Below are 22,730 nucleotides of genomic sequence, written 5' to 3'. Positions count from 1 at the left end.
GCTTGAGTTGGTTGAACGTTTCACCCAACGTTGACGTAAACGTCAAATACAAATCGGAGAATTTCCCATGAACGATCTCGTCAACCGCGTTGCCGAAAATGTCGGCATCGAGCCAGCGACCGCCGAAAAAGCCATCGGCATGATGCTGGGCTTCCTGCAGCGCGAAGCCGCCGACGGGCCGGTGGCGCAGATGATCGAAGCCATTCCGGGTGCCTCCGATCTGGTCGCGAAATACAATGGCGAAGGCTCCGGCGGCCTGCTGGGCGGGCTGATGAACGCCATGGGCGGCGGGGTGATGGCGCTCGGCCAGCAGTTGATGAGCCAGGGCCTCGGCATGGGCGAGATCACTGGCCTTGCCAAGGAGACGATGGCCATTGCGCGCGAGTATGCCGGCAGCGATGTGGTGGACGAGGTCGTCGGATCCGTGCCGGGTCTCGGCCAGTTCGTCTGAGCCATTGGCGGCAGCAAGGCAGGAGAGGGCGGGCTTGGTCCGCCCTTTCGCATTTTTGGGAACCTTCGACCGGCGGTTGGCGGAGATGGCGGTGCGTGCGGCGCGATACGGCGGCCCTACGGCTGCTTCCCGATACGGCCGAGGTGCGTAATGGCAAAGCCTTCCTGCGATTTCAGGCCATAGCCGAGCATGCGGTCGAAACCGGAATGCGCCAGCCAGAGAGCGCCGAGCACGGCAAGAAGCGGTATCGCCATCATCAAGCCGATCGCCAGCAAGGCTGCACCAAAGGCATAGATGTGGACCGCGTTGTAGAAGAACGCCCCCGCCCTCGGCCCAAGGAGATAGCCGAAGAAGCTCAAATCGGGCGCAAAGAAGATCAGAACGGCGCCCCACCACGGCACCGTGTCGTTCATCTGCCAGAGGAACGCGAGGCTGACCGCAAGCATGATGCCTCCCTCAACCCGCTGCCACAAGACGGCTCGAACCATGGTCAACTCCCGATCGACGCATCTGCTTTAGTGGAAGGGGTTGGAGGAAAATGTCCGGCCTTGGCGCGCAGGGTCACGCGCGGCCGGCCGGCCGGGTCGCTCGCCGCGGTTCAGGCGACTACCCGTCGCCTGCCCAGCAGGAACGCAAAAGCGAAGATGGCCATCGCCGTACCGACGGATAGTGGCACGGCATCCGGCCCGCCGACTTCCATGATGGCGCCGGTGAGGCTCGAACCGGCACCGCTGCCAACGGCGTAGATCAGCGCATAGGCGGCGCTCCCGGCCACCAGCATGCTGCCGCGGAAGTTCTCGCCGAGCATGGTGAGCGCGCAGGTGTAGAGCGAAAAGCTCGCCGTTCCCATCATCGCAAAGGCGCACAGGATCAGGGCGGGCGCATCGAGGAAGGGGATGGCGAGATAGCTTGCCGCGGCGACGAAGGCGGTGCCGGTGGCGACCGAATGGCGTGGCAGCCGGTCCAGCGCATAGCCGATGAGCGGTTGTGCGAGCGCGGTCGGCAGTGCCAGCACCGTGACGCTGATCGCCGCGAACGCCTCGGAATGGCCGGTGCGGACGAAATAGACCGGCATGGTCGAGATCGCGGCGATGTCGGCGAAGCCGAAGGCGAAGACCATCGCGATCAGCATCGGCGCATGGCGGAAAAAGCGGAAGAGATCGCGTGTCGAGGACGGTTCCGGCACCGTTCGCGTCGAGTACATCAACATCGCCGTGGCAAAGGCGACCAGCGCAAGGTAGACCGCCGTCAGCGCAAACCCGAAGCCGCCGTCCGTACCAAACAGCGGAATGGCGAGCGGACCGGCAGCAAAGCCGGCGCAGATCGAGGCCCCGTAGATGCCCGAGACGCGTCCCCGAATCCGGTCGGGGCAGGCGACGTTGAGCCACGCCTCGCTGAGCATGAAGATCAGGCTGGCGCAGAAACCCAGCAGGAACCGGGCGATGAACCAGACGAGCATCGAGGAGAAGGTGGCGAAGGCGGCGAGGCAGAGCGAGCAGCCGATCAGACCGGCGATGATCAGGTGGTTGGCGCGGAAGCGCTGCGTCAGCCGGCCCAACATCAGCGTCGCCGCACCCAGCCCCATGGCGAAACCGACGGCGTTGACGCCGATCATCGTCGACGAGACGCCGCGCGCCTCCAGCACCAGCGAGATCAGCGGATAGGTGACGCCCTGTGCCACGGAAAAGGCGGTCACGCCGAGGACCACGGCGACGATCGCCGGCCAGTCGGGCATGGAATGGGCCTGAATGGCCTGTTCGGACTGCATGAGAACTCCCTGGGCCGCCGTTGCGGCGGCAGAAGCATTATCCGAGTGCGGTTGCATAAGGAATGCCCTCGCCGCAATGGTCGTAAAAATTTCACACGCCGGATGCGTCACGCGCTCGCGGCACCGACGGAGGATTGGCTCGGTCGGCCGGTGGCCGATTCCCAAGACTCCGCTTTAACTTTGCAGCCCGCTGTGCGTACAGTGCGTCCTGTGTCCGGTGCAATCCTGCCGAAGGCGGATACCGTCTCTAAGCCAAGACACGCGAAAAGCCAGTGATCACGACCAGCGAACAGGCCCGACCAAGACATACACGCGTAACGCCAGAGACCGCAACAATCGAATAGGCAGGCCCGACGACGACGTGCTTTGGGTGCGCATTCGGAGCGATTTTTATGTACGGACCGCATGGACGCGCAAAAGGAAACGTCCCCCGGGGTGCCCTCGGCCACGCCCTGGGCATCGCTCTGGCGCTTGCGACGCTGACGCCGGCCGCGGCAGGCGCCGCCGCCGACTGCTCCGCTTTGCCCCGGCCTGGCATCGACTGGAGCGAATGTACCAAAAGGGCGATCATACTGCAGGGAAGGGATTTTCAGGGGGCCAATCTGTCGGGCGCCGATCTGATGTTCACCGACCTCAGCAACACGAACATTAGCGCGGCCAACCTCGAGAAGGCCGCGCTGGCGCGGGCATGGTTTACCGGCGCCGCCGCGGAGAAGGCCAACTTCAACCGCATCGAGGGTTTTCGCACCGGGTTCGACAAGGTGTCAGCGCCTGGCGCAACCTTCGCTTCGGCGGAATTGCAGCGCGCCAGTTTCAGGGGCGCGGTTCTGACCGGAGCAAATTTCGAGAAGGCCGAGCTGGGACGGGCCGATTTCACCGGCGCAGTCCTCACCGGCGCGCGCTTCCCATATGCCAATCTCTCCCGCGCCGACCTGAGCAAGGCCTCTTTTGAGGGGGGGCTCGATTTCGCGCACGCGTTTCTGTTCCTCACCCGGATCGAGGGACTGGACCTGTCGTCCTCGACGGGCCTGGAACAGGAACAGATCGATCTCGCTTGCGGCAACGCCGCAACGAAGCTGCCTCCCGGCTTCACAGCATCGCCGGACTGGCCGTGCCCGTTTGACTGAGCATGTCCCCCGTGCTGCGGACCGGTTTTAGCCTCCAGAGCCGATTGGCGAGACCGCCGTTTCACCCCTTGACGGCGACGATGAACAGGCGTGGGAAACGCAGCAGCACGCGCCCGTCGGCGGTTTTCGGATAGGCCCTCTCCAGCCTCTGCCGGTAGGCCTCGAGGAAGGGCTCCTGCTGATCCTGCGGGAGTTTTGCCAGATAGGGGCGAATGCCGGTGCCCTTGACCCATTCCACGATCGCCGCCGCATCCGCCATCGGATGATTGTAGATCGTGTGCCAGATGTCGATGCGCGCAGCCTTGGCGTTCAGCGCGTTGTAATAGGCCAGAGTCGGGGGAAGCGGCGCACGGCGCGGATGATCCGCCGAAAAATGGGCGGCCCAGCGTGGATCTTCGGAGGTTGCATCCATTTCGGTGTGGTTCGGCTCGCCGCGGTTGTCCGGCATCTGCACGGCCAGCACGCCGCCGGGAGCGAGATGGTCCATCAGCCGCGCGAAGACCGCAACATGCTCAGGCACCCACTGATACACTGCATTGGCAAAGAGCAGCGCCGCCGGCTGCGGCGGGCTCCAGCGTGCGAGATCGCCGTGCTCGAAGCGACTGTTCGGGAGGCGCTTGCGGGCTGCTGCCAGCATGTCCGCATCGCTGTCGATGCCCACGACCTGTCGATCCGGAAAGCGTGCGATCACCAGCTCGGTCGAGTTGCCGGGGCCGCAGCCGAGATCGTAGGCGATGCCTGCCGGCAGTTCGGGCACCTGCGCCAGCAGGTCGCGCACCGCCCGCGTCCGCTCGTTCTCGAACTTCACATATTGCGCCGCCGACCATGCCATGCGTCACCCTCTTTGCTGCCTGCGTGTGACTATTCCAGCGCTTCCAGCGTCGGCAGGATCAGCGATGGGCCAAGGTCGGGATACTCGTCCGGCATGCCCGTGCGATTGATCCAGACGGTGCGGAAGCCGAATTTCGTCGCACCCGCGACGTCCCAGCGGTTCGACGACTGGAAAGACACCGCGTTCGGATAGAGACGGTAGTTCGTCGTCACCATGTCGTAGACGGCGGGTGCGGTCTTGTAGGTTTTCAGCGCATCGACCGAGAAGACGTCGTCAATGACGGTGTCGAGCGCTGCATTGGCGACTGCCGACTTCAGCATGGCGGGCGAGCCGTTGGAAAGGATTGCGACACGTGCGCCGCGTGCCTTCAGCGCCCGCAGCACAGCGGGCACTTCCGGATAGCAATCGAGCTTCCAGTAGGCGTCGAGCAGCTTCGGCCGCAACGCCGGATCGACGCCGGGAATGCGTTGGAAGGTGTGGTCCAGCGCCTCCTCCGTCAGTTGCCAGAAATCCCTGTAGGCGCCCATCAGTGCCCGGGTCCAGGAATACTCGAGCTGCTTGGCCCGCCACATCTCGGAAAAGCGCTGGTATTCCGGCCCAACATCGCCCGCATGGCGGCGCACCGCCGCATGCACGTCGAACAGCGTGCCATAGGCATCGAACACATAGGCTGCGTGAGACACGCCATTTCCTCCAAAAACGCTTTCATTCCAAATCATTAGCGCCCGATCATGTCAACATTGGGTGCAATGCACAATATGGCGGGCGGTAGGGAAGCGGTTATGTGGAAAACGAACGTTGTTGTCGCCTTCTGGCCCGATGCGGACCTCGAACAATATTTCGCCAAATATCACGGAATAGAATCTGACCCTGGCGGTGAAAATGCATGAAAGCCGCACCTGAGCGGAAAATAAACTTGCGAGCAAAAGCAGGTTCTTATTGGCTCTTTTCAGGACCAGACGGCTCAGAAAAACGTCCGCTCCATTGCCAAATTAGAAATTGAGCCTATATTCTCCCAATCGACCATTGCTTGTGACGTCGTTCCCGAGCGACACGCTCCCGACGGATTTCCTCTCAAAAATCGATCTAATCCCGCAAGGTAACGTGGGAACCACAACGATTGCTTCGAAAGGAAATCGTTATGAATACTGGAACGGTAAAGTGGTTTAATGCAACCAAGGGCTTTGGCTTCATTCAGCCCGATGACGGCAGCACGGACGTATTCGTTCATATCTCGGCCGTCGAGCGCGCAGGTATGCGTTCGCTGAACGATGGCCAGAAGGTTCGGTACGACATCGTGCAGGACCGGAAGTCAGGCAAAAGCTCCGCCGACAACCTTCAGGCGGTGTGAATTTGTCGTTCGCTCTCGCTGACCACGGATGTACTGGCAGCAGAGACGAGTGACTGGAGAGGTCGGGTTCACGCCCGACCTTTTGTTTGATGGCCATGGAAGACCCGGGTGCTTGGAAACGCCCAGCCGGAAGGCCTCGGACGAATCATGTCCGAGCTGCCCGAAGCGCTGGGATCGCCTCGATGCAGAGCGCGGTTTCAGAACGAGAGTTTCGAACGAGCATTAGTCGCCGGCACGCGCAGGTGGTGCAAAAACCGCGGCGTCGGATGGTGAAACGAACTGGTCCAATCGGAATAGCTGGATCAATCCAAATTCCATCAGGACCAGGAAATAGCAGTTGTGACTGCGAAAGGAGATATTGTGCAGGTTATCGTCAGGGACAATAATATTGAACAGGCCATTCGCGTCTTGAAGAAGAGAATGCAGCGAGAAGGTCTGTTCCGGGAAATGCGTGCGCGCAGCGCCTATGAAAAGCCGTCCGAAAAGCGCGCGCGTGAAAAGGCGGAGGGGATCCGGCGCACCCGCAAGCTCGCGCGCAAGAAGGCGCAACGCGAAGGTTTGTTGCCGGCCCCCAAACGGAAGGTGGCAGCGAGACCTCGCTGATATGGAGGAGAGCATGGCAGCAACCAAAGATCAGTTTTTCAAGCCGGCGAAGTCCACGGGGCATGACAAGGCCGCGCACACGCACTCGGTTGTCCAGAGTATCGTTGCCGCCGAAGCTGCGGCACGCGAAAAGAAGACCGAAAGGCTCCGCGCGCTTCGCCTCGCCCAACCGCCCAAACCAAACCAGCCTGGTTCCAAGAAGCGGGTGTAGGGCCGGCAATCAGTCGGGCAATCCTCCTTTTGAAAGTGCCGATGCGCGGCCGGCGGCACGCGTGACGGTCAGCGCGACGAGTGGGCCATCCGGGCGCCACACGCTTGATGAAAATGCTCCGTTAAGAACCGGGTGATCACGCTGTCTGCCGTCGGCGACGAAGCGGTCGCGCCGCAATGCCATAGGAAAGCGTGGACCGTGTTACGGCCGGCGTTCCGGCCTTTTCCACCGCCCGACCACCAGCCGGATCGGCTTCAATCCTTGGCCCTTTGTGGACTTGAAGGTGCCGCAGGCGTCAAAAGGCTGGGCAGGGTAATCTACGAGCTGTTGCCGATGCGGCAAATTCCCGACTGACGATCCTTGGCCGCCTCCTTCAGGCAATCCAGAAATGATCGTGACCAATAGCGGCTTGATTGGTCAGTCTGGCGAAGACCACCCCGTCCTCTCCGCCGACGCCATCCTTGTCATACGAGAGCAGTCCGCTCGCCAAGTCGTAGATGATCCTGTCATCGGCATCGATTGCAGCAACACCCAGGCGGAACTGGTCGAATGTCAGCTTGTCGCCAGCCTGGCCAAGGTCGAAGAACCGTGAGGCGAGATGGAAGCGATCCTCCAAGATGTTGAAGTCCGTTATCGTATCCACATTCACACCGCCTGGGGCGGTGTCGAACACAAAAATATCGGCCCCGGCTCCGCCAGTCAGGGTATCTTTTCCATGCCCACCGCTGAGGACATCGTCGCCGGCACCTCCCGATATGACATCGTTTCCTGCGCCGCCGCTAAGCTGGTTGCTTCCCGCGTTGCCAGTGATCGTGTTGTTGAGAGAATTGCCTGTCCCCGACAGGTTCTTGGAGCCAACAAGCACCAGATTCTCGACCGAGCCCTTGACCGTAGCGCTCTGCGCCAGGCTGAATGAAATGGATGACCTGACGGTGTCTGTTCCATTGGAGCCACGCAGGCTTTCATCAACGATGTCTCCAGCGTTGTCGACATGGTAGGTATCGCTACCTGATCCGCCACGCATCGTATCGCGACCCAGGCCCCCATTTAGCGTGTCATTGCCAGCATTTCCCGTAAGCAGATTAGCGCCCGAATTCCCGGTAATCGTGTTGTGGAGGGAGTTGCCGGTGGCCGATATGTTGGCCGTACCAGTCAAGGTGAGGTGTTCAACTGCCCCTTTGACGACCTTCGCGTTGGCGAGACTAAACGAGATAGAAGAGCGGATCGTGTCGGATCCGTTCGAGCCGCTCAGGCTCTCGTCGACGACATCACCGGTGCTGTCGACATAGTAAGTGTCGTTGCCCGAACCACCACGCATCGTGTCGCGGCCGGCACCACCCTTGAGGACGTCATTGCCCGCATTCCCCGAAAGCACATTGCTGCCGGAGTTGCCGACAATTGTGTTGTTCAGCGCGTTGCCTGTGCCAGAAAGGGCGCGTGATCCCAGGAGGGTGAGGTTCTCGACAGAGCCCTTGACGGCCTTCGTGTTTGCCAAGCTGAATGAGATGGATGACCTGACGGTATCTGTTCCATTCGATCCGCTGACGCTCTCATCAACAATATCGCCGGGGTCGTTGACGTAATAGGTGTCGTTACCCTTGCGACCGTACATCGTATCGCGGCCGACGCCGCCATTCAGCACGTTGGCAACAGAATTGCCGATCAAGGTGTCATTGCCATTGCCGCCGATGGCATTCTCGATGATGACGTCAGGTCCGATCGTCACCGTCGCGCGCGATGATTTGCCGTATGAAAAATGAATGCGCTCGCTGAGGCTGCTGAACTTGCCAGGGTTTAGGTTGATCGTGCTGTTCTCGATGCCGCTATATGCGATGGTATCAACGCCACCGGTATCGTTGATCGCCTCCCAGTACCTGGTTCCGTCCTTAAATGTGTAAGTATTGTTTCCGCTGTTGACCGACAGGTTCTTGCCGTAAATCGCCTGCATTGCCAGAAGGTCGTAATACATCGGAGTTGTCGGGTAGAAAGACGCGTAGTTATCTCGATTTCCTGACCATGGCGACGCCGTATAACTCATGACGGTATTGAAGTAGTTATCCAGTTTTGAAGGCATCGCTGTGTATTCAAAGGAATGCTTCAGGCCGAGCGCGTGCCCAATTTCATGCAGGATTATCAAAAAATCATAAGACCCCTTCTTGAGGTCGCCAATATTCTTGTTGAAGTGAGTGGTGTTGAACCAGACATCACCGGCAGATGGATCGTTCCATGGGTAATACGCATGAGCGGCTGACCCGTCGTCCATGGTGCTGCTCTTGGTGAAACGGAGTTCGCCGACCACAGTTGCGTTATCGGCTACCTCCTTGAATTTGACACCGGCGCCAGACCAAGCTTTGAGGGCATATTTGACATAAGTAATCTCGGTGCCGGTCAAAGGGGACCAGCCACCCAACTCTCCTTCAATCGAGTAATTGCTGGCGAATTTTGCCCCCCTGACCGGGAAACTATAGGTGATGGTAACGCCGGTCCCCAGCGCGCCGCCCCACTTATATCCGCTCCCGAGCCATCCTTCCTGTCCAATGAGGGAAGGCGTATAGAATCCAACATCGAGCTCATTCGTTCTGTATGTTGCCACCTAAGTAATTCCCTGCATTATGAATTGCTAAAATGAATCAAGCGATTGAGAGCAATCTGCTACGTTCACAACCTGGACGCAAGCCTGTCGTCTATCGCAGATCCATCCTGGCGCTCGACGCCAACAGATTCAGGACTGCGGGAGCCGGCGACTTCGGTCATGCCGGCGAACTGTGGACGCGAGAGGCCAGCGAACTCACAATTCATTTTGATACGCCGCCGTGGTCGGAAGCTTCAGCGAGGCGTTCAGGTTAAAAAGGGCATGATATCCATGCCGTCGCGGGAATGTGGGGTGGTCGTGGAAAAGCCTTGCGGCGGCATCAGCGGTTTCAGCCTCAACCATCGGATACCGCAGCATGGATTTACAGCTGCGGTGACACCGTTCCCTGTGATGCGCATCGCCTTTCCCACCATGCCGCCCACTGTGCGATGCCGATGGCATCGGCGCGAAACATGGAATGGCCGCTTCGGGGCGCAAAGCCGACGAGTGCTCTGGCGCCAACACCCTTCAACGAGAGGCCGCAGCGGCCGCGGACTTCTCACCAAGCCTCTTCATGAAGCGGTCCACATCAATGACGGTGCGCTGATGTGTTCCCTCTCCGATGACACCGGTATCATCGCGGCACGTTACTTTGAACAGGAGCGACTTTCCCTCGACCTCGATCAACTCAATTTCGGCGATGACGGTCATCCCGACAGGTGTTGCGGCGACGTGACTGACATCGACATGTGTGCCAACAGTGCGTTGCCCCGGGTTGAGGAAGGGGCGAAGGCCCTGCACACACGTCTGCTCGATGAAGGCGATCATGGTCGCAGTCGCTAGAACCGGCGGCATTTCACGGAAACCGGGCCAGGAGTCGTCGATCTCAGGCACAGTGTGAATTGGAGCAACGAAGAGGCGCTCCACATGACGTAGCCCGACAGAGAGCGGTGGGAGCGTGTTGGACGGGCTCATAGTTTTCCCAAGCGCATGTTGATCGGCCAGGAAATCGGCAGCTTCCTTGCGGGATTGCCCAAAGAGCGGAGATGTCGCGCACTGGAGGCGCAATGCTGACGCCGGTGATGGCCGCGGCGGGTGGCGCGCTGCACGAGCAATGAGCATTGGCGGCATTCGGCCACCAACTTCCGTCACGTAGCCGGTCTAGAATCGCGTGATCACGCTGATGCCGAGGTCGGTGGCCGTGTCCATCGCCATCAGCGCCGGCACCGCCTCTTCCAGGCTGATCTCACGGCCGATCAGCTTTTCCGGCTGCAGTTTGCCGGCCGCCATCATCGACAGCATCGCGTCGTAGCGCCAGGCCTGCATGCCGTGGCTGCCGTAGATCTCCAGTTCGTGGCCGATCACCTGCGCCATCGGGATCTGCGGCGTTGCGTGCTCGCCGAGCATCAGCCCGACCTGGACGTGGCGGCCGCGCCGGCGCAAATTCTTGATCGAGTTGAAGCAGGTGGCGGGTGAGCCGAGCGCGTCGATCGAGGCATGCGCGCCGCCGCCGGTGATCTCGCGCACCGCTTCCGCCACGTCCACGACGTCGCGGGCGTTGATCGCTGCGACCGCGCCCATCTTGCGCGCGAAGGCGAGTTTTTCATCGGAGATGTCGATCGCGACCGGGTTGGCGCCGAGCGCAGCCGCGATCATGATCGCCGACAGGCCGACGCCGCCGCAGCCGTGTACCGCCACCCATTCGCCGCCCTTCACCTTCGCCTGGTCGCAGACGGCGCGGAACGAGGTGGCAAACCGGCAGCCGAGGCTCGCCGCGGTGGCGTAGGAGACGCTTTCCGGCAGGTGCACAAGGTTCTGGTCGGCATAGTCGAGCGCGACATACTCGGCAAACGAGCCCCAGTGGGTGAAGCCCGGCTGGAACTGCTCCTCGCAAACCTGCTGGTTGCCCGAGCGGCATTCGTGACAATGGCCGCAGCCGGAGACGAAGGGCACCGTCACCCGGTCGCCGGCCTTGAAGCGCATCACCCCCTTGCCGGCGGCAAGCACCGTGCCGGCAAGCTCATGGCCGGGCACATGCGGCAGCCGGATGTCCGGGTCATGCCCCATCCAGCCGTGCCAGTCGCTGCGGCAAAGCCCGGTCGCCTCCACCTTGATCACCACGCCGTTAGGGATCGGCGTCGGGTCGGGCAGGGTACGGATCTCCGGTGCAGCGCCGAAGGCTTCGTAGTACATCGCTTTCATGGAAATGCCCCTCGTTTTCGCTTTTGGTCATCTATGCCATGCTGCCCTTGCGCGTGCCACCGGCGCATCCATGACAATGGCTGATGCATCCATTCAAGATCGTGAGTGGACAGCGCTCGCCAATTGAGTCAGGCCATTGGCAGCTTGACCCGCATCGCCGGGCCGGCCTTGATCGGCCAGAAGGAGACCTGAACATGGCAGTCGATACATCCCCGCGCACCCCGACCTGGACCTATGTCGAAGGCGAATGGATTGCCGGCAACCCGCCGCTGATCGGGCCAATGTCGCATGCGATGTGGCTCGCCTCCACCGTGTTCGATGGTGCCCGTTGGTTCGACGGCATCGCCCCCGACCTCGACCTGCATTGCCAGCGCGTCAACCGCTCGGCCGTCAACCTCGGTATGAAGGCGACGATGAACGCCGAGGAGATTCAGGGCCTCGCCTGGGAAGGCGTCAAGAAATTCGACGGCAAGACCGCGATCTACGTCAAGCCGATGTACTGGGCCGAACACGGCTCGTTCAGCGTCGTCGCCGCCGATCCGGAATCGACCCGGTTTGCGCTCTGCCTGTTCGAGGCGCCCTTGGGCGACGGCAAGACCGGTGAGGCGCTGACCGTCTCGCCCTTCCGCCGTCCGACCAAGGAATGCATGCCGACCGACGCCAAGGCCGGCTGCCTCTATCCGAACAACGCCCGCATCCTCGTCGAGGCGAAAAGCCGCGGCTTCGGCAACGCGCTGGTGCGCGACATGCTCGGCAACGTCGCCGAGACCGGCACCTCCAACATCTTCATGGTCAAGGATGGCGTCGTCTTCACGCCGGCCGCCAACCACACCTTCCTTGCTGGCATCACCCGCTCGCGCGTCATCGGTCTGCTGCGTCAGGCCGGCTTCGATGTCCGGGAAACGACGTTGACGGTGGACGATTTTGCCGCCGCCGACGAGATCTTCACCTCCGGCAACTATTCCAAGGTCCTGCCCGTCCACCGCCTCGACGACCGTCAGCTGCAGACCGGGCCGGTGACCGCGAAGGCGCGCGAGATCTATTTCGACTGGGCACGTTCCAGCGCGAAGGGATAAGCTTCCAGCCGTCATCCCGGCCCCGAGCCGGGATCCAGCGCGCGCAAGTCCTTGCGCGCCAAAAACTCCTTCGCCTCTACCGCATGAGATGCATCACTCACCGCGCCGACGCGCGGTGGCTGGATGCCGCGGATCAGGTCCGGCATGACGGGGAGGGCGGACGTGCCGTGGCCACCTGCGGGATCAGTCCGCCAATGTCGGTCGACAGGCCGCCTGCCGCGCTCCGCCCCCCGCTCCGGAATGAAATTGCTGGCAAAGCGCAAATTTTGACATGCAACCGGTTGTCTGCGACAGGTCGGCCCCCTATGTTCCAGTCTACGGATTTCATTGAAAAAATTCCGGACGCAAGAGGAGATACGCTATGGCCTTCGAACTTCCGCCGCTGCCCTACGACTACGACGCGCTTGTCCCGTTCATGTCGCGCGAGACGCTGGAGTACCATCACGACAAGCACCACAAGGCCTATGTCGACAATGGCAACAAGCTGGCCGAGGAGGCCGGTCTTTCCAACCTGACGCTGGAAGAGATCGTCAAGAAGTCCTACGGCACCAACCAGGGCCTCTTCAACAATGCCGGCCAGCACTACAACCACATCCACTTCTGGAAGTGGATGAAGAAGGGCGGCGGCGGCAAGAGCCTGCCGGGCGCACTGCAGAAGGCGGTCGACAGCGACCTCGGCGGTTACGACAAGTTCAAGGCCGACTTCATCGCCGCCGGCACGACCCAGTTCGGCTCCGGCTGGGCCTGGCTGTCGGTCAAGGACGGCAAGCTTGCCATCTCCAAGACCCCGAACGGCGAGAACCCGCTCGTGCACGGTGCTTCGCCGATCCTCGGCGTCGATGTCTGGGAGCACTCCTATTACATCGACTACCGGAACGCCCGCCCGAAGTACCTGGAAGCCTTCGTCGACAGCCTGATCAACTGGGACTACGTGCTGGAAATGTACGAAGCGGCGACGAAGTAAGGTCGGTCGACCTGCCGTTTTCGATGGAGCCCCGGTCGCAAGCCCGGGGCTTCGTCGTTTTGAGGAGCCCACGCCGCGTTATGCGGGGATGGTCGCGGCGGCAAGCAATTGCCCAATCAAGGGCTTGCAGTCAAAAGCGGAATAGGACCCGCATCTCCGATGCGGCCGAACAGGTCGAGAAGGTTTCGTGCTACGATTTATGCGTTGGGGCGGGCGATCAGGGAGGTTTCCATGACCTTGAACGACACGATCAAAGAGATGACGCAGCGTTATGCAGCGGCGCTGAACACGGCCGGAGCCGTTGGTGTCGGCGATTTCTTCGATGACGATGCCGACCTGTTGCCGCCAGGACCGGACAACCTGAAGGGGCGAGCTGCCATCCAGGCCTTCTGGACCGCTGCCACCGAGGTGTTCGGCGAGCCGAGGTTGACGACGACCGATGTTGCCGAGATCGCCCCGGGATGTGCCCGCGAGATCGGCACCTATGCCGCGCGGGTGAAGGCCACCGGTGCTGCCGTCGGCGGCAAATACGTCTTCATCTGGCGCAAGATCGACGGCAAATGGAAGATCTGGACCGATATCTGGACCTCACATCAGGGGCAGACGTGAGCGAAGGCAATGGAGGGGACATGGTGGACAATCCAATGGCGTTGATCGGTCTGATCGGCGGGATGAGCTGGGAGTCCAGTGCGCTATATTACCGGCTGTTGAACACCATCGCCCATCGGCGTCTCGGCGGGCACCACAATGCCCGCTCGCTGCTCTTCACGCTCGATTTCGACGCGCTCAACCGCATGGCCGCCGAGGGGCGCTGGGATGAGGTTGCCGGTCTGATCACGGATGCCGGACGCCGGCTGCAGGACGCGGGCGCGACCTTCGTGATGATCACCGCCGTCAGCGGCCACGCCGTTGCCGATCGGGTAGAGACGGCGCTGCAAATTCCGCTGCTCCATATCGCCGACCCGTTTGCCGAAGCCGTGCGGGCGAGCGGCCACAAAAAGGTCGGCCTGCTCGGCACGCGCTACACGATGGAGATGGATTTCTTCTCTTCCCGCCTGCGCGAGCGTCACGGTCTGGAGGTGCTGACCCCGCCGCCCGAGCAGCGCCATGCGCTGCACCGGATCATCGTCGAGGAATTGACGCTCGGCCGCATAACGCAAGCGGCACGGCAGACCTTGCTGTCTATGGCGGCCGGTCTCGCCGAGCGAGGCGCGGAAGCGATCGCCGTCGCCTGCACCGAGTTGCCGTTGGTCGCGGCCATGGAGGACTATCCGGTCGCCGCCTACGACGTCGTGCAATTGCACGTCGAGGCGGCGCTGGATCGGGCCATTGCCGAAGCATCAGCTTGAGGCGGGCGAACGGCTGTTTGCGGCCGGATCGTTGCCCCATCCGGCGATCCACAATTGCCGCAGACGGTCGCCCTCGCCGCGGAAGTGGTTTCCCGTCGACTTGCAACTCTCCACGCGCTCGGCGCGGAAATTGCGGATCGCCTGCCGCAGTTCACACCAGGCAACGATATTGGCGCGCTCGGAGTAGTAGATCAGTGCCAGCGGACGGACGGTGCGCTCGGTGGCGCGTCCCAACTCGTCGCGGTAGTCGAGCAACAGCTTTTCCTCTTCCCGAATGGCCCGGCGCACCATCGCCAGATCGATCGCCTCGGGGGCGGGCGGCACCGTGCCCCATGCGTGCAGGGCGCGTGCGTTGAGGGTGTGGCGCAGCGGCGTCGGCACGGCGCCCTCGATCTTGGCGCCGACGCTCTTCGCCGCCGCCTTGAGCTCATGGTCGCCCGTCCGCTCCAGCAGCGCCAGCGCCAGCACGATCGCCTCGGTCTCCTCGATCGAGAACATCAATGGCGGCAGGTCGAAGCCGGGGCGCAGGATGTAGCCGATGCCCCGCTCGCCCTCGACCGGCACCCGCATCGCCTGCACGGCGGCGATATCGCGATAGATCGAGCGCACGGTCACCTCCAGCCGCTCGGCGATCCGGGCCGCGGTGATCGGCTGGCGAGCCAGGCGCAGAATCTGGATGATCTCGAACAGGCGGGAGGCTTTTCGCATCAAAAGGGCTCGCTACTGACACATCCCTGTCAGTTGGCCTTCGCTATACCACACTTCAACTGACTGAAATAGCAGGATGCACAGCCTGATGGCTGTCTATGACGGGACCGGACAACTGACATGACATACGCGGAAAACCTCTGGCTGTTCTTTCTCCTGCTCGCCGGCATCATTGTCGTGCCGGGGATGGACATGATCTATGTGTTGGCGAGTTCGCTATCGGGCGGGCGCCGGGCCGGCCTGTCGGCCACTTTCGGCATTATGGCCGGTGGGCTGGTTCACACGCTCTATGCCGCCCTGGGCGTCGGCGTGCTGCTGCACTACGTGCCGGCACTGTTCAATGCGCTGCTTGTTGCGGGCGCCGCCTACATCGCATGGATCGGCTGGACGCTGGCCCGCAGTTCCATCTCGATCGACGGCATAGGCGCCGTTGCCAAGCGCGGCCTGTGGACGCGCTTCCGCCAGGGGGCGCTGACCAGCCTGATGAACCCGAAGGCCTACCTCTTCATGCTCGCTGTCTTTCCGCAGTTCCTGCGGCCGGAATTTGGGCCGATCTGGCGCCAGGCGTCCGTCATGGTGCTGATGATCTGGATGACGCAACTCGCCGTCTATGGCAGCCTCGCCGTCGCTGCGGGCAGGGGGCGCGACATGCTTGTCGGCAGCCCGCAGGCGACGCGTTTCGTCGGTCGCGCATCAGGGCTGCTCCTCATCGCGATCGCCGTCGTCACGCTCTGGCGCGGGTGGGGCGGGGCCTGAGCGTTCCGAAAACCCCGGTCGCCCGAATTCAAAAAAACGTTACTTTTCTTCCGGCCTCATCGTGCAATGTTGCTACCGCAATTCGCAACATGCCATCTCCATGGCAAATCCAATCAGGAGCTATTGATGAAGCTGAAGACAATCGCGGCCGCGGCCGCCCTTGCCGTACTCGGCGCCAGTGCGGTGGTCGCGGCGGACGATCCGCAAGTCGCCCGCCAGCAGATGATGAAGAAGGTCGGCGGGGCGATGGGCGCGCTGGCTGGGATCGCCAAGGGCGAGAAGCCTTACGACGCCGAGATCGTCAAGGCCTCGCTGACGACGATGAGCGACGTCTCCAAGAGCTTTGCCGACCAGTTCCCTGCTGGCACGGAATCCGGGGCGGAGACGGAGGCAAGCCCGAAGATCTGGGAAAGCATGGACGATTTCAAGTCCAAGACCACGCAGCTCGGCAAGGAGGCCGAAACCGTGCTTGCCTCGCTTCCCGGCGACCAGGCCGGTGTCGCCGCAGCGCTTGGGCCGATCGGCAAGAGCTGCGCAAGCTGTCACGAGACGTATCGGCTGAAGAAGTAGCCAGACGAGCGGACCGCAGACTCTCCCGGGGATCGTAACGTCGGGAGAGTTTGCGTTTTGGCGCCTCCGTGCGACGATGGCCGGGTGTGACGGGCGGCCGCGTCTGGGCGTGCGGCACCGGAGGGCTCTGTCAACAGTTGGGGTGGGCGTCATGCCCCGGGGACGATTGCCATGAGAATTCGCGCGTTGGCGGTGGCCGCTCTGGTTATCGCGGTGGCTGGAGTGGGGTCGTATCTGTCGATCACCGCGCCGGCACGGATGCCGAAGAACACCTGGGCGGGGCTGGGCGAGCCCAACCTCGAAAACGGCGAGCGGGTGTTTTGGGAAGGCGGCTGCTCCAGCTGTCACGCCGTCCCGGGGGCGACGGACGAAAACCGGCTGGTGCTTGCCGGCGGGGCATCGCTCAAGAGCCCGTTCGGAACCTTCCATCCGCCGAACATCTCCCCGGACGAAAACGCCGGAATCGGCAGCTGGACGTTGGCCGAATTCGGGGATGCGATGGTCCGTGGGGTCGGAAAGGGAGGCGAACACCTCTACCCGTCCTTTCCCTATGCATCCTATGCGCGCATGACGCCGCGCGACATCAATGATCTCTTCGGCTACCTGAAGACGCTGCCGGCGAGCAGCGCGACTGCACCGGCGCACGATCTGCCGTTCCCCTTCAGCCAGCGTGTCCTGCTCGGCGGCTGGAAATTTCTGTATCTCGACGACAAGCCGCGGGTGACGCTGGCCAAGCCGGATGCCAAGGTCGAGCGCGGGCAGTACCTCGTCGAAGGGCCGGGCCATTGCGGCGAATGCCATACGCCGCGCGACGGGCTGGGCGGAATGAAGACGGAAGCCTGGCTGGCCGGCGGGCCGAACCCCGAAGGCGGGCAGGGGCGAATGCCGAACATCACACCCGGCGAAAAGGGTCTGGGCGGATGGAGCGAGAGCGACATCGCCTACTATCTCGAGACCGGCTTCACGCCGGATTTCGATTCGGTCGGCGGTTCGATGGTGTCGGTGCAAAAGAACATGGCAAGGCTGCCGGCGGAAGACCGCGAGGCGATCGCGGCCTATCTGAAGGCAATTCCCGCCCTTTGATGCGGCTTGATCGCGGGCGAATTGCGGCATGACTGCGCCGCGACCGCGGAGCCGTGCCGCGCAGTCGGTCGTTGTCAGTCGGCGCCGATGTCAACCGTGCTCGCGGCCATAGAGCTTGACGTAATGCTCGAGGTCCGGACTGTGGAAGCCGAGCGCTCGGTAGATCTCGGCCGCAAAGGTCACGGGCGCGGTTCCGGGGGCCGTGACGATGTTGCCGTCGCGGACCGCCTGCGGCTGGTCACGATAAAGCGCCTGTCCTCGATACTGCGGTGCCGTGGCCAGGAACGCGGCTTCGTTGCTGGTGTGGCCGCTGCGGTCGAGGACACCGGCACGGGCCAGCGCCAGCGTCGCACCGCAGATGGCGCCGACCGGGCGTCCCGCATCATGGAACGAACGGATCTGCCCGGCCGTATCAGGCGCGGCTTCCGTTTCCCATATCGTGCCGCCGCAGAGAACCAGCGCGTCGTAGTCGGCGGGCGTGATGGTCTCGAGCGCCGCCGCCGGGATTACCGTCAATCCACCCATCGAGGTCACCGCCTTGCCGCCGGGCGAGGCGGCGACGACGTCAAAGCCGAAATAGTTGCGCGCGGAAGCCATCAGCAGCGCGCATTCCCAGTCTGCGAAGCCTTCGGTGAGGCCGATCGCAATGCGTTTCGTCATGATCCTCTCCTTCGTCTCTGACTGCGGATGCACAATTGAAGCGCGGACGTTAAATAGGCGCACAGTTGACCGCGAAAAGCGATATCGGAGTTTCGAGGCAGCAAGGGCCGCACGGGAGCCGCGGGCGGCCCGATGACGCGCCTCGGTCAGGCCAGTGCCTGGATGTAGCGCATGCCGGTGACGGGGCCGGCCCGGAAGTTCATCTCCTCGTAGAAGCGGTGCGCCTGAAAGTTGCCGGTGGCGGCGCTGACCGAAAGGAAGCTGCATCCAGCCAGCCGGGCCTGTTCGCGGGCGCGAGCAACCAGATGCCGGCCGATGCCGGTGCCGCGATGGTCCTTTCGGACGAAGATCTGGTGGAGCTCCATGCCACGCCGGCCCTCCGCCGCCCGGTACAGTGGCACCAGGATGGCGTAGCCGATCAGCCGGCCGCCGGCCTCCGCCACCAGTGCGCTGACCCATGGCGACGGGCCGAACAGGTCGCGGTCGAGATCGCTTGCGGACAACTGTGCGCAATCGCCGTGGCACTCGGCGTGCAAGGCCACCATGTCGAGGATCTGCTGCAGGTCGCCCGGGCGGGCGGACCGGATGTTCAGCATCGCCGGACGTTCGAGCGGCGCGGTTTCAAGCTTGAGGACGGCATTCATTTCGAGGCTCCTTCGGGTCTTTCGCCACCAGGTGCCTGAAAACAACAAAGCCGCCTGTTGGCGGCTTGTTGAATATGATCGAACAGCCGCTCCTTATCGGAACAGCCAAAAATACGTCGCGGCGATGGGTGCGTGCGTGATCATGGCGGCGATATTCTCCGAATCCTCGCCCATGTCAACGCGAAAAGCGGGCGCCTTCAACGAATTCGTCGCAAAAAACGAAATCAGTCCGGTAGGGAATGTCGACTCCTTCCCTTATAGTATACCCCCCTATGCTAATTGTCAGGCTCATCCCATGTCGCACACGACCCGTGAAAAAACAAAGCTGATTGCCCGCATCCGCCGTCTCAAGGGCCAGATGGAAGCGGTCGAGCGTGCGCTTGAGGCCGAGCGCCCCTGCGGGGAGGTCCTGCAACTCCTGGCCTCGATCCGCGGAGCAATGAACGGGCTGACGGCGGAACTGATCGACGGGCATCTGCAGGAGCACGTTCTGGCGGCGACGGGCGAGGAAGATCGCCGGCAGGCAGTCACCGAACTGGCCGAAGTCATTCGCAGCTATCTGAAATAGCGCTGCCGCCGAAAGAGATATGAAGGAACTGTCGATGACAAACCTGGAAGCGAAGCGGCGCGGACACACCCACGATTTCCTCGGAAAGAATCACGCCCGGAATGAACGGCGGGTCTGGCTGGTGATAGCGCTGACGGCGGTCATGATGGTCGCCGAGATCGTCGCGGGCACGCTGTATGGGTCGATGGCACTGACCGCCGACGGCTGGCATATGGCGACCCACGCCGGCGCCATGCTGATCGCCGCCTTCGCCTATTTCTACGCGCGGCGCGAGAACGGCAACGCACGCTTTACCTTCGGCACGGGCAAGCTTGGCGATCTCGCCGCTTTCGCGAGCGCCGTGCTCCTGGCGCTCATCGCCCTGCTGATCGCCTGGGAAAGTTCCGTCCGACTCGCCAATCCGGTATCGATCGATTTCGGTCAGGCGATCCTCGTCGCCGTATTGGGCCTGGCCGTGAATCTCGCGAGCGCATGGCTGCTGAACGACGGCGGCCAACACCACGGTCACAGCCATCATCATGGTCACGCCCATCCCCACCATCCGCATGGTCACGCCGGACGCAGCGATGACGACGATCACGATCATCAACACCACGACGACCACAACCATCACCACGGTTACGAGCGGAGCGGTGCCGGCAGCAATTTGCGGGCGGCCTATCTGCACGTTCTCGCCGACGCACTGACCTCTGTGCTGGCCATCCTGGCCCTGGTGTTCGGCCTGTGGAACAACTGGGCGTTCCTCGATCCGCTCATGGGCATCGTTGGTGCACTGGTGATCGCCAGATGGTCCTGGGGGCTGATCCGCAGTACAGGAGCCGTCCTGCTCGACGCGCTGCCGGCAGGCGAGACCCTGCCAGAGGAAATCCGCGAGGTGATCGAAACGCCGGCAGATCGCATCACCGATCTGCATGTCTGGCAGGTCGGCCCTGGCCACCACGCCGCGATCGTGTCCCTGGTCACCTCGGATCCGAAGGAGCCAAGCTTCTACAAGGCAAAGCTGGCCGCGTTGCGCGAACTATCCCACGTCACGATCGAGGTAGCGACGGCGGCGTGAATCTGCCTGCGTGAGCATTCACGGCAGCGTATAGGGTCGGCGCTCCTTTGCGCCCGTACGGCAACGGCCTCCGCCAACAGCCTCGGCTATGAGTTCAAATGACAAAGAAGTCCGCAGCCGAAAGGGCGAGGCCCTTCGCCAGCAGCGCAAACTGCACGGCGCCGGCCGAACCCGTTCCGTCGGTATCGTAGAAGAGCTTGCCGGTGTCACTTTCGTAAACGATGCGGTCGCTGGCATCTGCCGCCTTGCCACTGGTGTTGGCGACGAACGCGGCCGCGGCGAGCTTGCCGGTGGAAAGTGCCGTAAAGATCGCATTCTCCAGCCGGATCGTGTCGTCGGCGACGTTGTAGTCGGTGATCGTGTCGATGTTTCCGCCGCCGAGCGAGGAATTGAACAGGAACTGGTCCTTGCCCGAACCGCCCGTCAATCTATCCGCACCGCCGCCGCCGGAGAGCACGTCATCACCGGCTTCGCCTGACAGCAGGTTCTTCCCGCTGTTGCCGGTGATGATGTTGGCGAGGGAATTGCCCTTGCCGGCGAGGTCTCCCTTGCCCGTCAGCGTCAAGTTCTCCACGTTGGCGGAGAGTTTATGGCTGGCGCTGGACCGCACCGTGTCGGTGCCACCGTTCAGCTGTTCCTTGATCGTGTCGCCGCCATCCGTGACGTAGGTGTCGTTGCCCGCGCCCCCTTCCATGTAGTCGATGCCGCTTCCGCCATCGATCTTGTCATTGCCGGCGTCGCCGTAGAGACTGTCGTTGCCGCTGCCGCCCTTCAGGCTGTCATTCCCATCGCCACCGCGGAATAAATCAGCGCCGCTGCCCCCAAGTACGGTGTCGTTGCCCGCTTTGCCAAGCACTGCCCCGGTCAACGTTCCCTTCGAGCCGTCGTAGACATCCGCGCCGCTTCCGAGGTCAATCGAGCCGATGATCTTGCCTCTGTTGTAGATGAGGTCGGGGGCATCCATCAAAGACGTGTAGGCCCAGCCGTTGCCGCTGTCGATCGTGCCGGTGTTCGTCAGTTGAACCCTGTCCGTTCCGATGTTGCGGATACCGGAGAAACTCGTGATGCGGCCTTCATTCGTGATGGTCGAGGTCACCGTGGATAGCCCCGACGAGCCGTCGATCGCAATGGCGGTGCCTTCGGACCATATGGTCCCGGCATTCTTGACACGGTTGCCGATGCCAGCCGCATAGATTGCGGCTTCGAAGCCGCCGACCTCGGCCCCGGCCTCGATTGTGATGCTATGGCCGCCTTCGGTTGGCAATCGACCCAACATCAATGCGTAGGTTCGCCCGACCACCGCTCCATTGATCCAGAGCGCGGTGGAAGGGTCGTAGGCATAGATCGCTGCGGTGTCGCTCGATGCAACCAGGACCCCCGCGCGAACATAGGCCACGTCACTGCCCGCGAGTGTGGCGCGGACGCCGGTTCCGACAGAATCATTCGCAAAGACATAGGATGCCATTTCCTCACCTCATTGCTGATTGGGATTGCAATTCTCGAGATCAGGTGTGCGCGGGGCCTAGCCCAGGATTGCCATAGATGCAGCGCTGTCGGTATTCCACGCAGATCGATTGTCGAGCGCGAGATAAACCTATACGATTAATAATCTACCTAGGGTTGAGACTGAGGGCAAGTCGCGGATGGAAATGGAAAGGTTGCTGCATGTTGCCCCAGCAGCGCGGCCTTGGAGCGCACAAGAAAAGGTAGAGTTGTCAACAGGCTGCGGACCAGCCATCAGTTCCAGTCAGGGAGCCGCAATCGTCGTGTCGATTCCGAGCTGCGCTTCGATCGCCTGGCGGATCTCGTCCTCGATCGCTTCGCGCTCCGCTTCCGGCAGTGTCTTCAGCGATGCTTCGGTATGGCCCAATTCTTCGAGCACCTGGGCTCGGATTCGCTCGGCGGGCGACATCTCCGACCATTCCATGAACTCCGCCACCAGGCTGGCGCTGGCAGCCGCGGTGTTCTCCGCCTTCGTATCCTTCTCGACGCCGATCAGCCAGAGGGCACTGGCAAAGCCCGAAGAGGCCGGAAGCGACGGTGCAACGCTGGGCGTAAGGTTTCGCGGAACGGCGCCGCCCCGGTTGGATTCGTTGACGTCGTCGTCCCCGGACGCGGCGCGGTGCTGCCGTGCGATGGCATGGCTTGCCAGAAGCCCACTATCGATCTTCATGAAAA

At 62.3% G+C, this 22,730-nt stretch carries 26 protein-coding genes; 14 read left to right on the top strand and 12 right to left on the bottom strand.

The window, feature by feature from the left end:
- Nucleotides 1-67: 67 nt before the first annotated feature.
- Nucleotides 68-451: a hypothetical protein gene (locus J2Y48_RS06515; protein ID WP_310414566.1), complete on the top strand. Its 384-nt coding sequence runs from the start codon at nt 68-70 to the stop codon at nt 449-451.
- Nucleotides 452-567: 116 nt separating this feature from the next.
- On the opposite strand, the gene J2Y48_RS06510 is transcribed toward J2Y48_RS06515, so the two are convergent.
- Both J2Y48_RS06510 and J2Y48_RS06505 read right to left on the bottom strand, forming a co-directional pair.
- Entirely contained in the window at nt 568-939 is a 372-nt protein-coding gene (locus tag J2Y48_RS06510) for a DUF4260 domain-containing protein (protein ID WP_310414563.1), read from the bottom strand.
- A 110-nt stretch (nt 940-1,049) separates the two neighbouring features.
- Nucleotides 1,050-2,219 carry an MFS transporter gene (locus tag J2Y48_RS06505; protein ID WP_310414560.1) on the bottom strand — a complete coding sequence of 390 codons (1,170 nt, stop codon included), beginning with the start codon at nt 2,217-2,219 and terminating at the stop codon, nt 1,050-1,052.
- 392 nt (nt 2,220-2,611) lie between these two features.
- On the opposite strand from J2Y48_RS06505, the gene J2Y48_RS06500 reads away from it, so the two are divergent.
- A complete protein-coding gene (locus J2Y48_RS06500) occupies nt 2,612-3,346 on the top strand; it encodes a pentapeptide repeat-containing protein (RefSeq protein ID WP_310414557.1) in 735 nt (244 codons plus the stop codon).
- A gap of 61 nt (nt 3,347-3,407) precedes the next feature.
- Here the strand turns inward: J2Y48_RS06500 and tam are convergent, their stop codons facing one another.
- Together tam and J2Y48_RS06490 are read right to left on the bottom strand one after the other, a co-directional pair.
- Nucleotides 3,408-4,178, bottom strand: a complete 771-nt coding sequence (gene tam / locus J2Y48_RS06495; RefSeq protein ID WP_310414554.1) for a trans-aconitate 2-methyltransferase — start codon at nt 4,176-4,178, stop codon at nt 3,408-3,410.
- Between the two features lie 29 nt (nt 4,179-4,207).
- The gene (locus tag J2Y48_RS06490; protein WP_310414551.1) at nt 4,208-4,861 is read right to left on the bottom strand and encodes a haloacid dehalogenase type II; all 654 of its coding nucleotides are present in this window, start codon (nt 4,859-4,861) and stop codon (nt 4,208-4,210) included.
- Between the two features lie 458 nt (nt 4,862-5,319).
- Here J2Y48_RS06490 and J2Y48_RS06485 point away from each other — a divergent pair, with 458 nt between their 5' ends.
- From J2Y48_RS06485 to J2Y48_RS06475, 3 genes are all read left to right on the top strand, one after another.
- A complete protein-coding gene (locus J2Y48_RS06485; protein WP_310414548.1) occupies nt 5,320-5,529 on the top strand; it encodes a cold-shock protein in 210 nt (69 codons plus the stop codon).
- A 360-nt stretch (nt 5,530-5,889) separates the two neighbouring features.
- Nucleotides 5,890-6,132: a 30S ribosomal protein S21 gene (gene rpsU, locus J2Y48_RS06480; RefSeq protein ID WP_310414545.1), complete on the top strand. Its 243-nt coding sequence runs from the start codon at nt 5,890-5,892 to the stop codon at nt 6,130-6,132.
- A gap of 13 nt (nt 6,133-6,145) precedes the next feature.
- Nucleotides 6,146-6,343 carry a hypothetical protein gene (locus tag J2Y48_RS06475; protein WP_310414541.1) on the top strand — a complete coding sequence of 66 codons (198 nt, stop codon included), beginning with the start codon at nt 6,146-6,148 and terminating at the stop codon, nt 6,341-6,343.
- A gap of 373 nt (nt 6,344-6,716) precedes the next feature.
- Here the strand turns inward: J2Y48_RS06475 and J2Y48_RS06470 are convergent, their stop codons facing one another.
- From J2Y48_RS06470 to J2Y48_RS06460, 3 genes are all read right to left on the bottom strand, one after another.
- The gene (locus J2Y48_RS06470) at nt 6,717-8,936 is read right to left on the bottom strand and encodes a matrixin family metalloprotease (RefSeq protein ID WP_310414538.1); all 2,220 of its coding nucleotides are present in this window, start codon (nt 8,934-8,936) and stop codon (nt 6,717-6,719) included.
- 507 nt (nt 8,937-9,443) lie between these two features.
- Entirely contained in the window at nt 9,444-9,890 is a 447-nt protein-coding gene (locus tag J2Y48_RS06465; protein WP_310414535.1) for a thioesterase family protein, read from the bottom strand.
- Nucleotides 9,891-10,076: 186 nt separating this feature from the next.
- Complete coding sequence (locus J2Y48_RS06460) at nt 10,077-11,117, bottom strand: zinc-dependent alcohol dehydrogenase family protein (protein WP_310414534.1); 1,041 nt, start codon at nt 11,115-11,117, stop codon at nt 10,077-10,079.
- 194 nt (nt 11,118-11,311) lie between these two features.
- Between J2Y48_RS06460 and J2Y48_RS06455 the strand changes: the two genes are divergently transcribed.
- The 4 genes from J2Y48_RS06455 to J2Y48_RS06440 all read left to right on the top strand — a co-directional run bounded on the left by J2Y48_RS06455 (nt 11,312) and on the right by J2Y48_RS06440 (nt 14,506).
- Nucleotides 11,312-12,193, top strand: a complete 882-nt coding sequence (locus tag J2Y48_RS06455) for a branched-chain amino acid aminotransferase (protein WP_310414531.1) — start codon at nt 11,312-11,314, stop codon at nt 12,191-12,193.
- A gap of 361 nt (nt 12,194-12,554) precedes the next feature.
- Nucleotides 12,555-13,157, top strand: coding sequence for a superoxide dismutase (locus J2Y48_RS06450; protein ID WP_310414528.1), 603 nt, complete (start codon nt 12,555-12,557; stop codon nt 13,155-13,157).
- A gap of 231 nt (nt 13,158-13,388) precedes the next feature.
- A complete protein-coding gene (locus tag J2Y48_RS06445; protein WP_310414525.1) occupies nt 13,389-13,766 on the top strand; it encodes a DUF4440 domain-containing protein in 378 nt (125 codons plus the stop codon).
- 20 nt (nt 13,767-13,786) lie between these two features.
- The gene (locus tag J2Y48_RS06440) at nt 13,787-14,506 is read left to right on the top strand and encodes an amino acid racemase (protein WP_310414522.1); all 720 of its coding nucleotides are present in this window, start codon (nt 13,787-13,789) and stop codon (nt 14,504-14,506) included.
- On the opposite strand, the gene J2Y48_RS06435 is transcribed toward J2Y48_RS06440, so the two are convergent.
- Entirely contained in the window at nt 14,498-15,214 is a 717-nt protein-coding gene (locus tag J2Y48_RS06435) for a YafY family protein (RefSeq protein WP_310414519.1), read from the bottom strand. The genes J2Y48_RS06440 and J2Y48_RS06435 overlap by 9 nt on opposite strands.
- Nucleotides 15,215-15,334: 120 nt before the next feature.
- Between J2Y48_RS06435 and J2Y48_RS06430 the strand changes: the two genes are divergently transcribed.
- The 3 genes from J2Y48_RS06430 (at nt 15,335) to J2Y48_RS06420 (ending at nt 17,623) form a co-directional block, all read left to right on the top strand.
- Nucleotides 15,335-15,970, top strand: a complete 636-nt coding sequence (locus J2Y48_RS06430) for a LysE family translocator (RefSeq protein ID WP_310414516.1) — start codon at nt 15,335-15,337, stop codon at nt 15,968-15,970.
- Between the two features lie 126 nt (nt 15,971-16,096).
- A complete protein-coding gene (locus tag J2Y48_RS06425) occupies nt 16,097-16,540 on the top strand; it encodes a cytochrome c (RefSeq protein WP_310414513.1) in 444 nt (147 codons plus the stop codon).
- Between the two features lie 165 nt (nt 16,541-16,705).
- On the top strand, nt 16,706-17,623 hold the full coding sequence (locus J2Y48_RS06420) for a c-type cytochrome (protein WP_405030177.1): 918 nt from the start codon (nt 16,706-16,708) through the stop codon (nt 17,621-17,623).
- Between the two features lie 90 nt (nt 17,624-17,713).
- On the opposite strand, the gene J2Y48_RS06415 is transcribed toward J2Y48_RS06420, so the two are convergent.
- On the bottom strand, nt 17,714-18,283 hold the full coding sequence (locus J2Y48_RS06415; RefSeq protein WP_310414507.1) for a type 1 glutamine amidotransferase family protein: 570 nt from the start codon (nt 18,281-18,283) through the stop codon (nt 17,714-17,716).
- Between the two features lie 146 nt (nt 18,284-18,429).
- Nucleotides 18,430-18,927 carry a GNAT family N-acetyltransferase gene (locus J2Y48_RS06410; RefSeq protein ID WP_310414504.1) on the bottom strand — a complete coding sequence of 166 codons (498 nt, stop codon included), beginning with the start codon at nt 18,925-18,927 and terminating at the stop codon, nt 18,430-18,432.
- Nucleotides 18,928-19,222: 295 nt separating this feature from the next.
- Here J2Y48_RS06410 and J2Y48_RS06405 point away from each other — a divergent pair, with 295 nt between their 5' ends.
- Nucleotides 19,223-19,495, top strand: coding sequence for a metal/formaldehyde-sensitive transcriptional repressor (locus J2Y48_RS06405; RefSeq protein WP_310414501.1), 273 nt, complete (start codon nt 19,223-19,225; stop codon nt 19,493-19,495).
- Nucleotides 19,496-19,514: 19 nt separating this feature from the next.
- Nucleotides 19,515-20,552: a CDF family Co(II)/Ni(II) efflux transporter DmeF gene (dmeF, locus tag J2Y48_RS06400; protein ID WP_310414498.1), complete on the top strand. Its 1,038-nt coding sequence runs from the start codon at nt 19,515-19,517 to the stop codon at nt 20,550-20,552.
- A 94-nt stretch (nt 20,553-20,646) separates the two neighbouring features.
- Here dmeF and J2Y48_RS06395 read toward each other — a convergent pair whose 3' ends face one another.
- Nucleotides 20,647-22,017 (bottom strand): calcium-binding protein, encoded by a 1,371-nt coding sequence (locus J2Y48_RS06395; protein WP_310414494.1) that lies wholly within the window; start codon nt 22,015-22,017, stop codon nt 20,647-20,649.
- A gap of 282 nt (nt 22,018-22,299) precedes the next feature.
- Nucleotides 22,300-22,725, bottom strand: coding sequence for a hypothetical protein (locus tag J2Y48_RS06390; RefSeq protein WP_310414491.1), 426 nt, complete (start codon nt 22,723-22,725; stop codon nt 22,300-22,302).
- Nucleotides 22,726-22,730: the final 5 nt, after the last annotated feature.

The sequence above is a fragment of the Mycoplana sp. BE70 genome, from assembly GCF_031455855.1.
Classification (GTDB): Bacteria; Pseudomonadota; Alphaproteobacteria; order Rhizobiales; family Rhizobiaceae; genus Mycoplana.
Note: the sequence above shows the minus strand (reverse complement) of the source record. Positions and strands in the feature narration are given on the sequence as shown.

Bases quoted from the DNA above. Each gene is read 5' to 3' on its own strand.
- J2Y48_RS06390 (WP_310414491.1), bottom strand. From the start codon at position 22,725: ATGAAGATCGATAGTGGGCTTCTGGCAAGCCATGCCATCGCACGGCAG.
- J2Y48_RS06465 (WP_310414535.1), bottom strand. From the start codon at position 9,890: ATGAGCCCGTCCAACACGCTCCCACCGCTCTCTGTCGGGCTACGTCAT.
- J2Y48_RS06405 (WP_310414501.1), top strand. From the start codon at position 19,223: ATGTCGCACACGACCCGTGAAAAAACAAAGCTGATTGCCCGCATCCGC.
- J2Y48_RS06460 (WP_310414534.1), bottom strand. From the start codon at position 11,117: ATGAAAGCGATGTACTACGAAGCCTTCGGCGCTGCACCGGAGATCCGT.
- J2Y48_RS06450 (WP_310414528.1), top strand. From the start codon at position 12,555: ATGGCCTTCGAACTTCCGCCGCTGCCCTACGACTACGACGCGCTTGTC.
- J2Y48_RS06440 (WP_310414522.1), top strand. From the start codon at position 13,787: ATGGTGGACAATCCAATGGCGTTGATCGGTCTGATCGGCGGGATGAGC.
- J2Y48_RS06485 (WP_310414548.1), top strand. From the start codon at position 5,320: ATGAATACTGGAACGGTAAAGTGGTTTAATGCAACCAAGGGCTTTGGC.
- J2Y48_RS06415 (WP_310414507.1), bottom strand. From the start codon at position 18,283: ATGACGAAACGCATTGCGATCGGCCTCACCGAAGGCTTCGCAGACTGG.
- J2Y48_RS06430 (WP_310414516.1), top strand. From the start codon at position 15,335: ATGACATACGCGGAAAACCTCTGGCTGTTCTTTCTCCTGCTCGCCGGC.
- dmeF (WP_310414498.1), top strand. From the start codon at position 19,515: ATGAAGGAACTGTCGATGACAAACCTGGAAGCGAAGCGGCGCGGACAC.
- J2Y48_RS06475 (WP_310414541.1), top strand. From the start codon at position 6,146: ATGGCAGCAACCAAAGATCAGTTTTTCAAGCCGGCGAAGTCCACGGGG.
- J2Y48_RS06500 (WP_310414557.1), top strand. From the start codon at position 2,612: ATGTACGGACCGCATGGACGCGCAAAAGGAAACGTCCCCCGGGGTGCC.
- tam (WP_310414554.1), bottom strand. From the start codon at position 4,178: ATGGCATGGTCGGCGGCGCAATATGTGAAGTTCGAGAACGAGCGGACG.
- J2Y48_RS06425 (WP_310414513.1), top strand. From the start codon at position 16,097: ATGAAGCTGAAGACAATCGCGGCCGCGGCCGCCCTTGCCGTACTCGGC.
- J2Y48_RS06515 (WP_310414566.1), top strand. From the start codon at position 68: ATGAACGATCTCGTCAACCGCGTTGCCGAAAATGTCGGCATCGAGCCA.
- J2Y48_RS06395 (WP_310414494.1), bottom strand. From the start codon at position 22,017: ATGGCATCCTATGTCTTTGCGAATGATTCTGTCGGAACCGGCGTCCGC.
- J2Y48_RS06455 (WP_310414531.1), top strand. From the start codon at position 11,312: ATGGCAGTCGATACATCCCCGCGCACCCCGACCTGGACCTATGTCGAA.
- J2Y48_RS06505 (WP_310414560.1), bottom strand. From the start codon at position 2,219: ATGCAGTCCGAACAGGCCATTCAGGCCCATTCCATGCCCGACTGGCCG.
- J2Y48_RS06410 (WP_310414504.1), bottom strand. From the start codon at position 18,927: ATGAATGCCGTCCTCAAGCTTGAAACCGCGCCGCTCGAACGTCCGGCG.
- J2Y48_RS06445 (WP_310414525.1), top strand. From the start codon at position 13,389: ATGACCTTGAACGACACGATCAAAGAGATGACGCAGCGTTATGCAGCG.
- J2Y48_RS06435 (WP_310414519.1), bottom strand. From the start codon at position 15,214: ATGCGAAAAGCCTCCCGCCTGTTCGAGATCATCCAGATTCTGCGCCTG.
- J2Y48_RS06510 (WP_310414563.1), bottom strand. From the start codon at position 939: ATGGTTCGAGCCGTCTTGTGGCAGCGGGTTGAGGGAGGCATCATGCTT.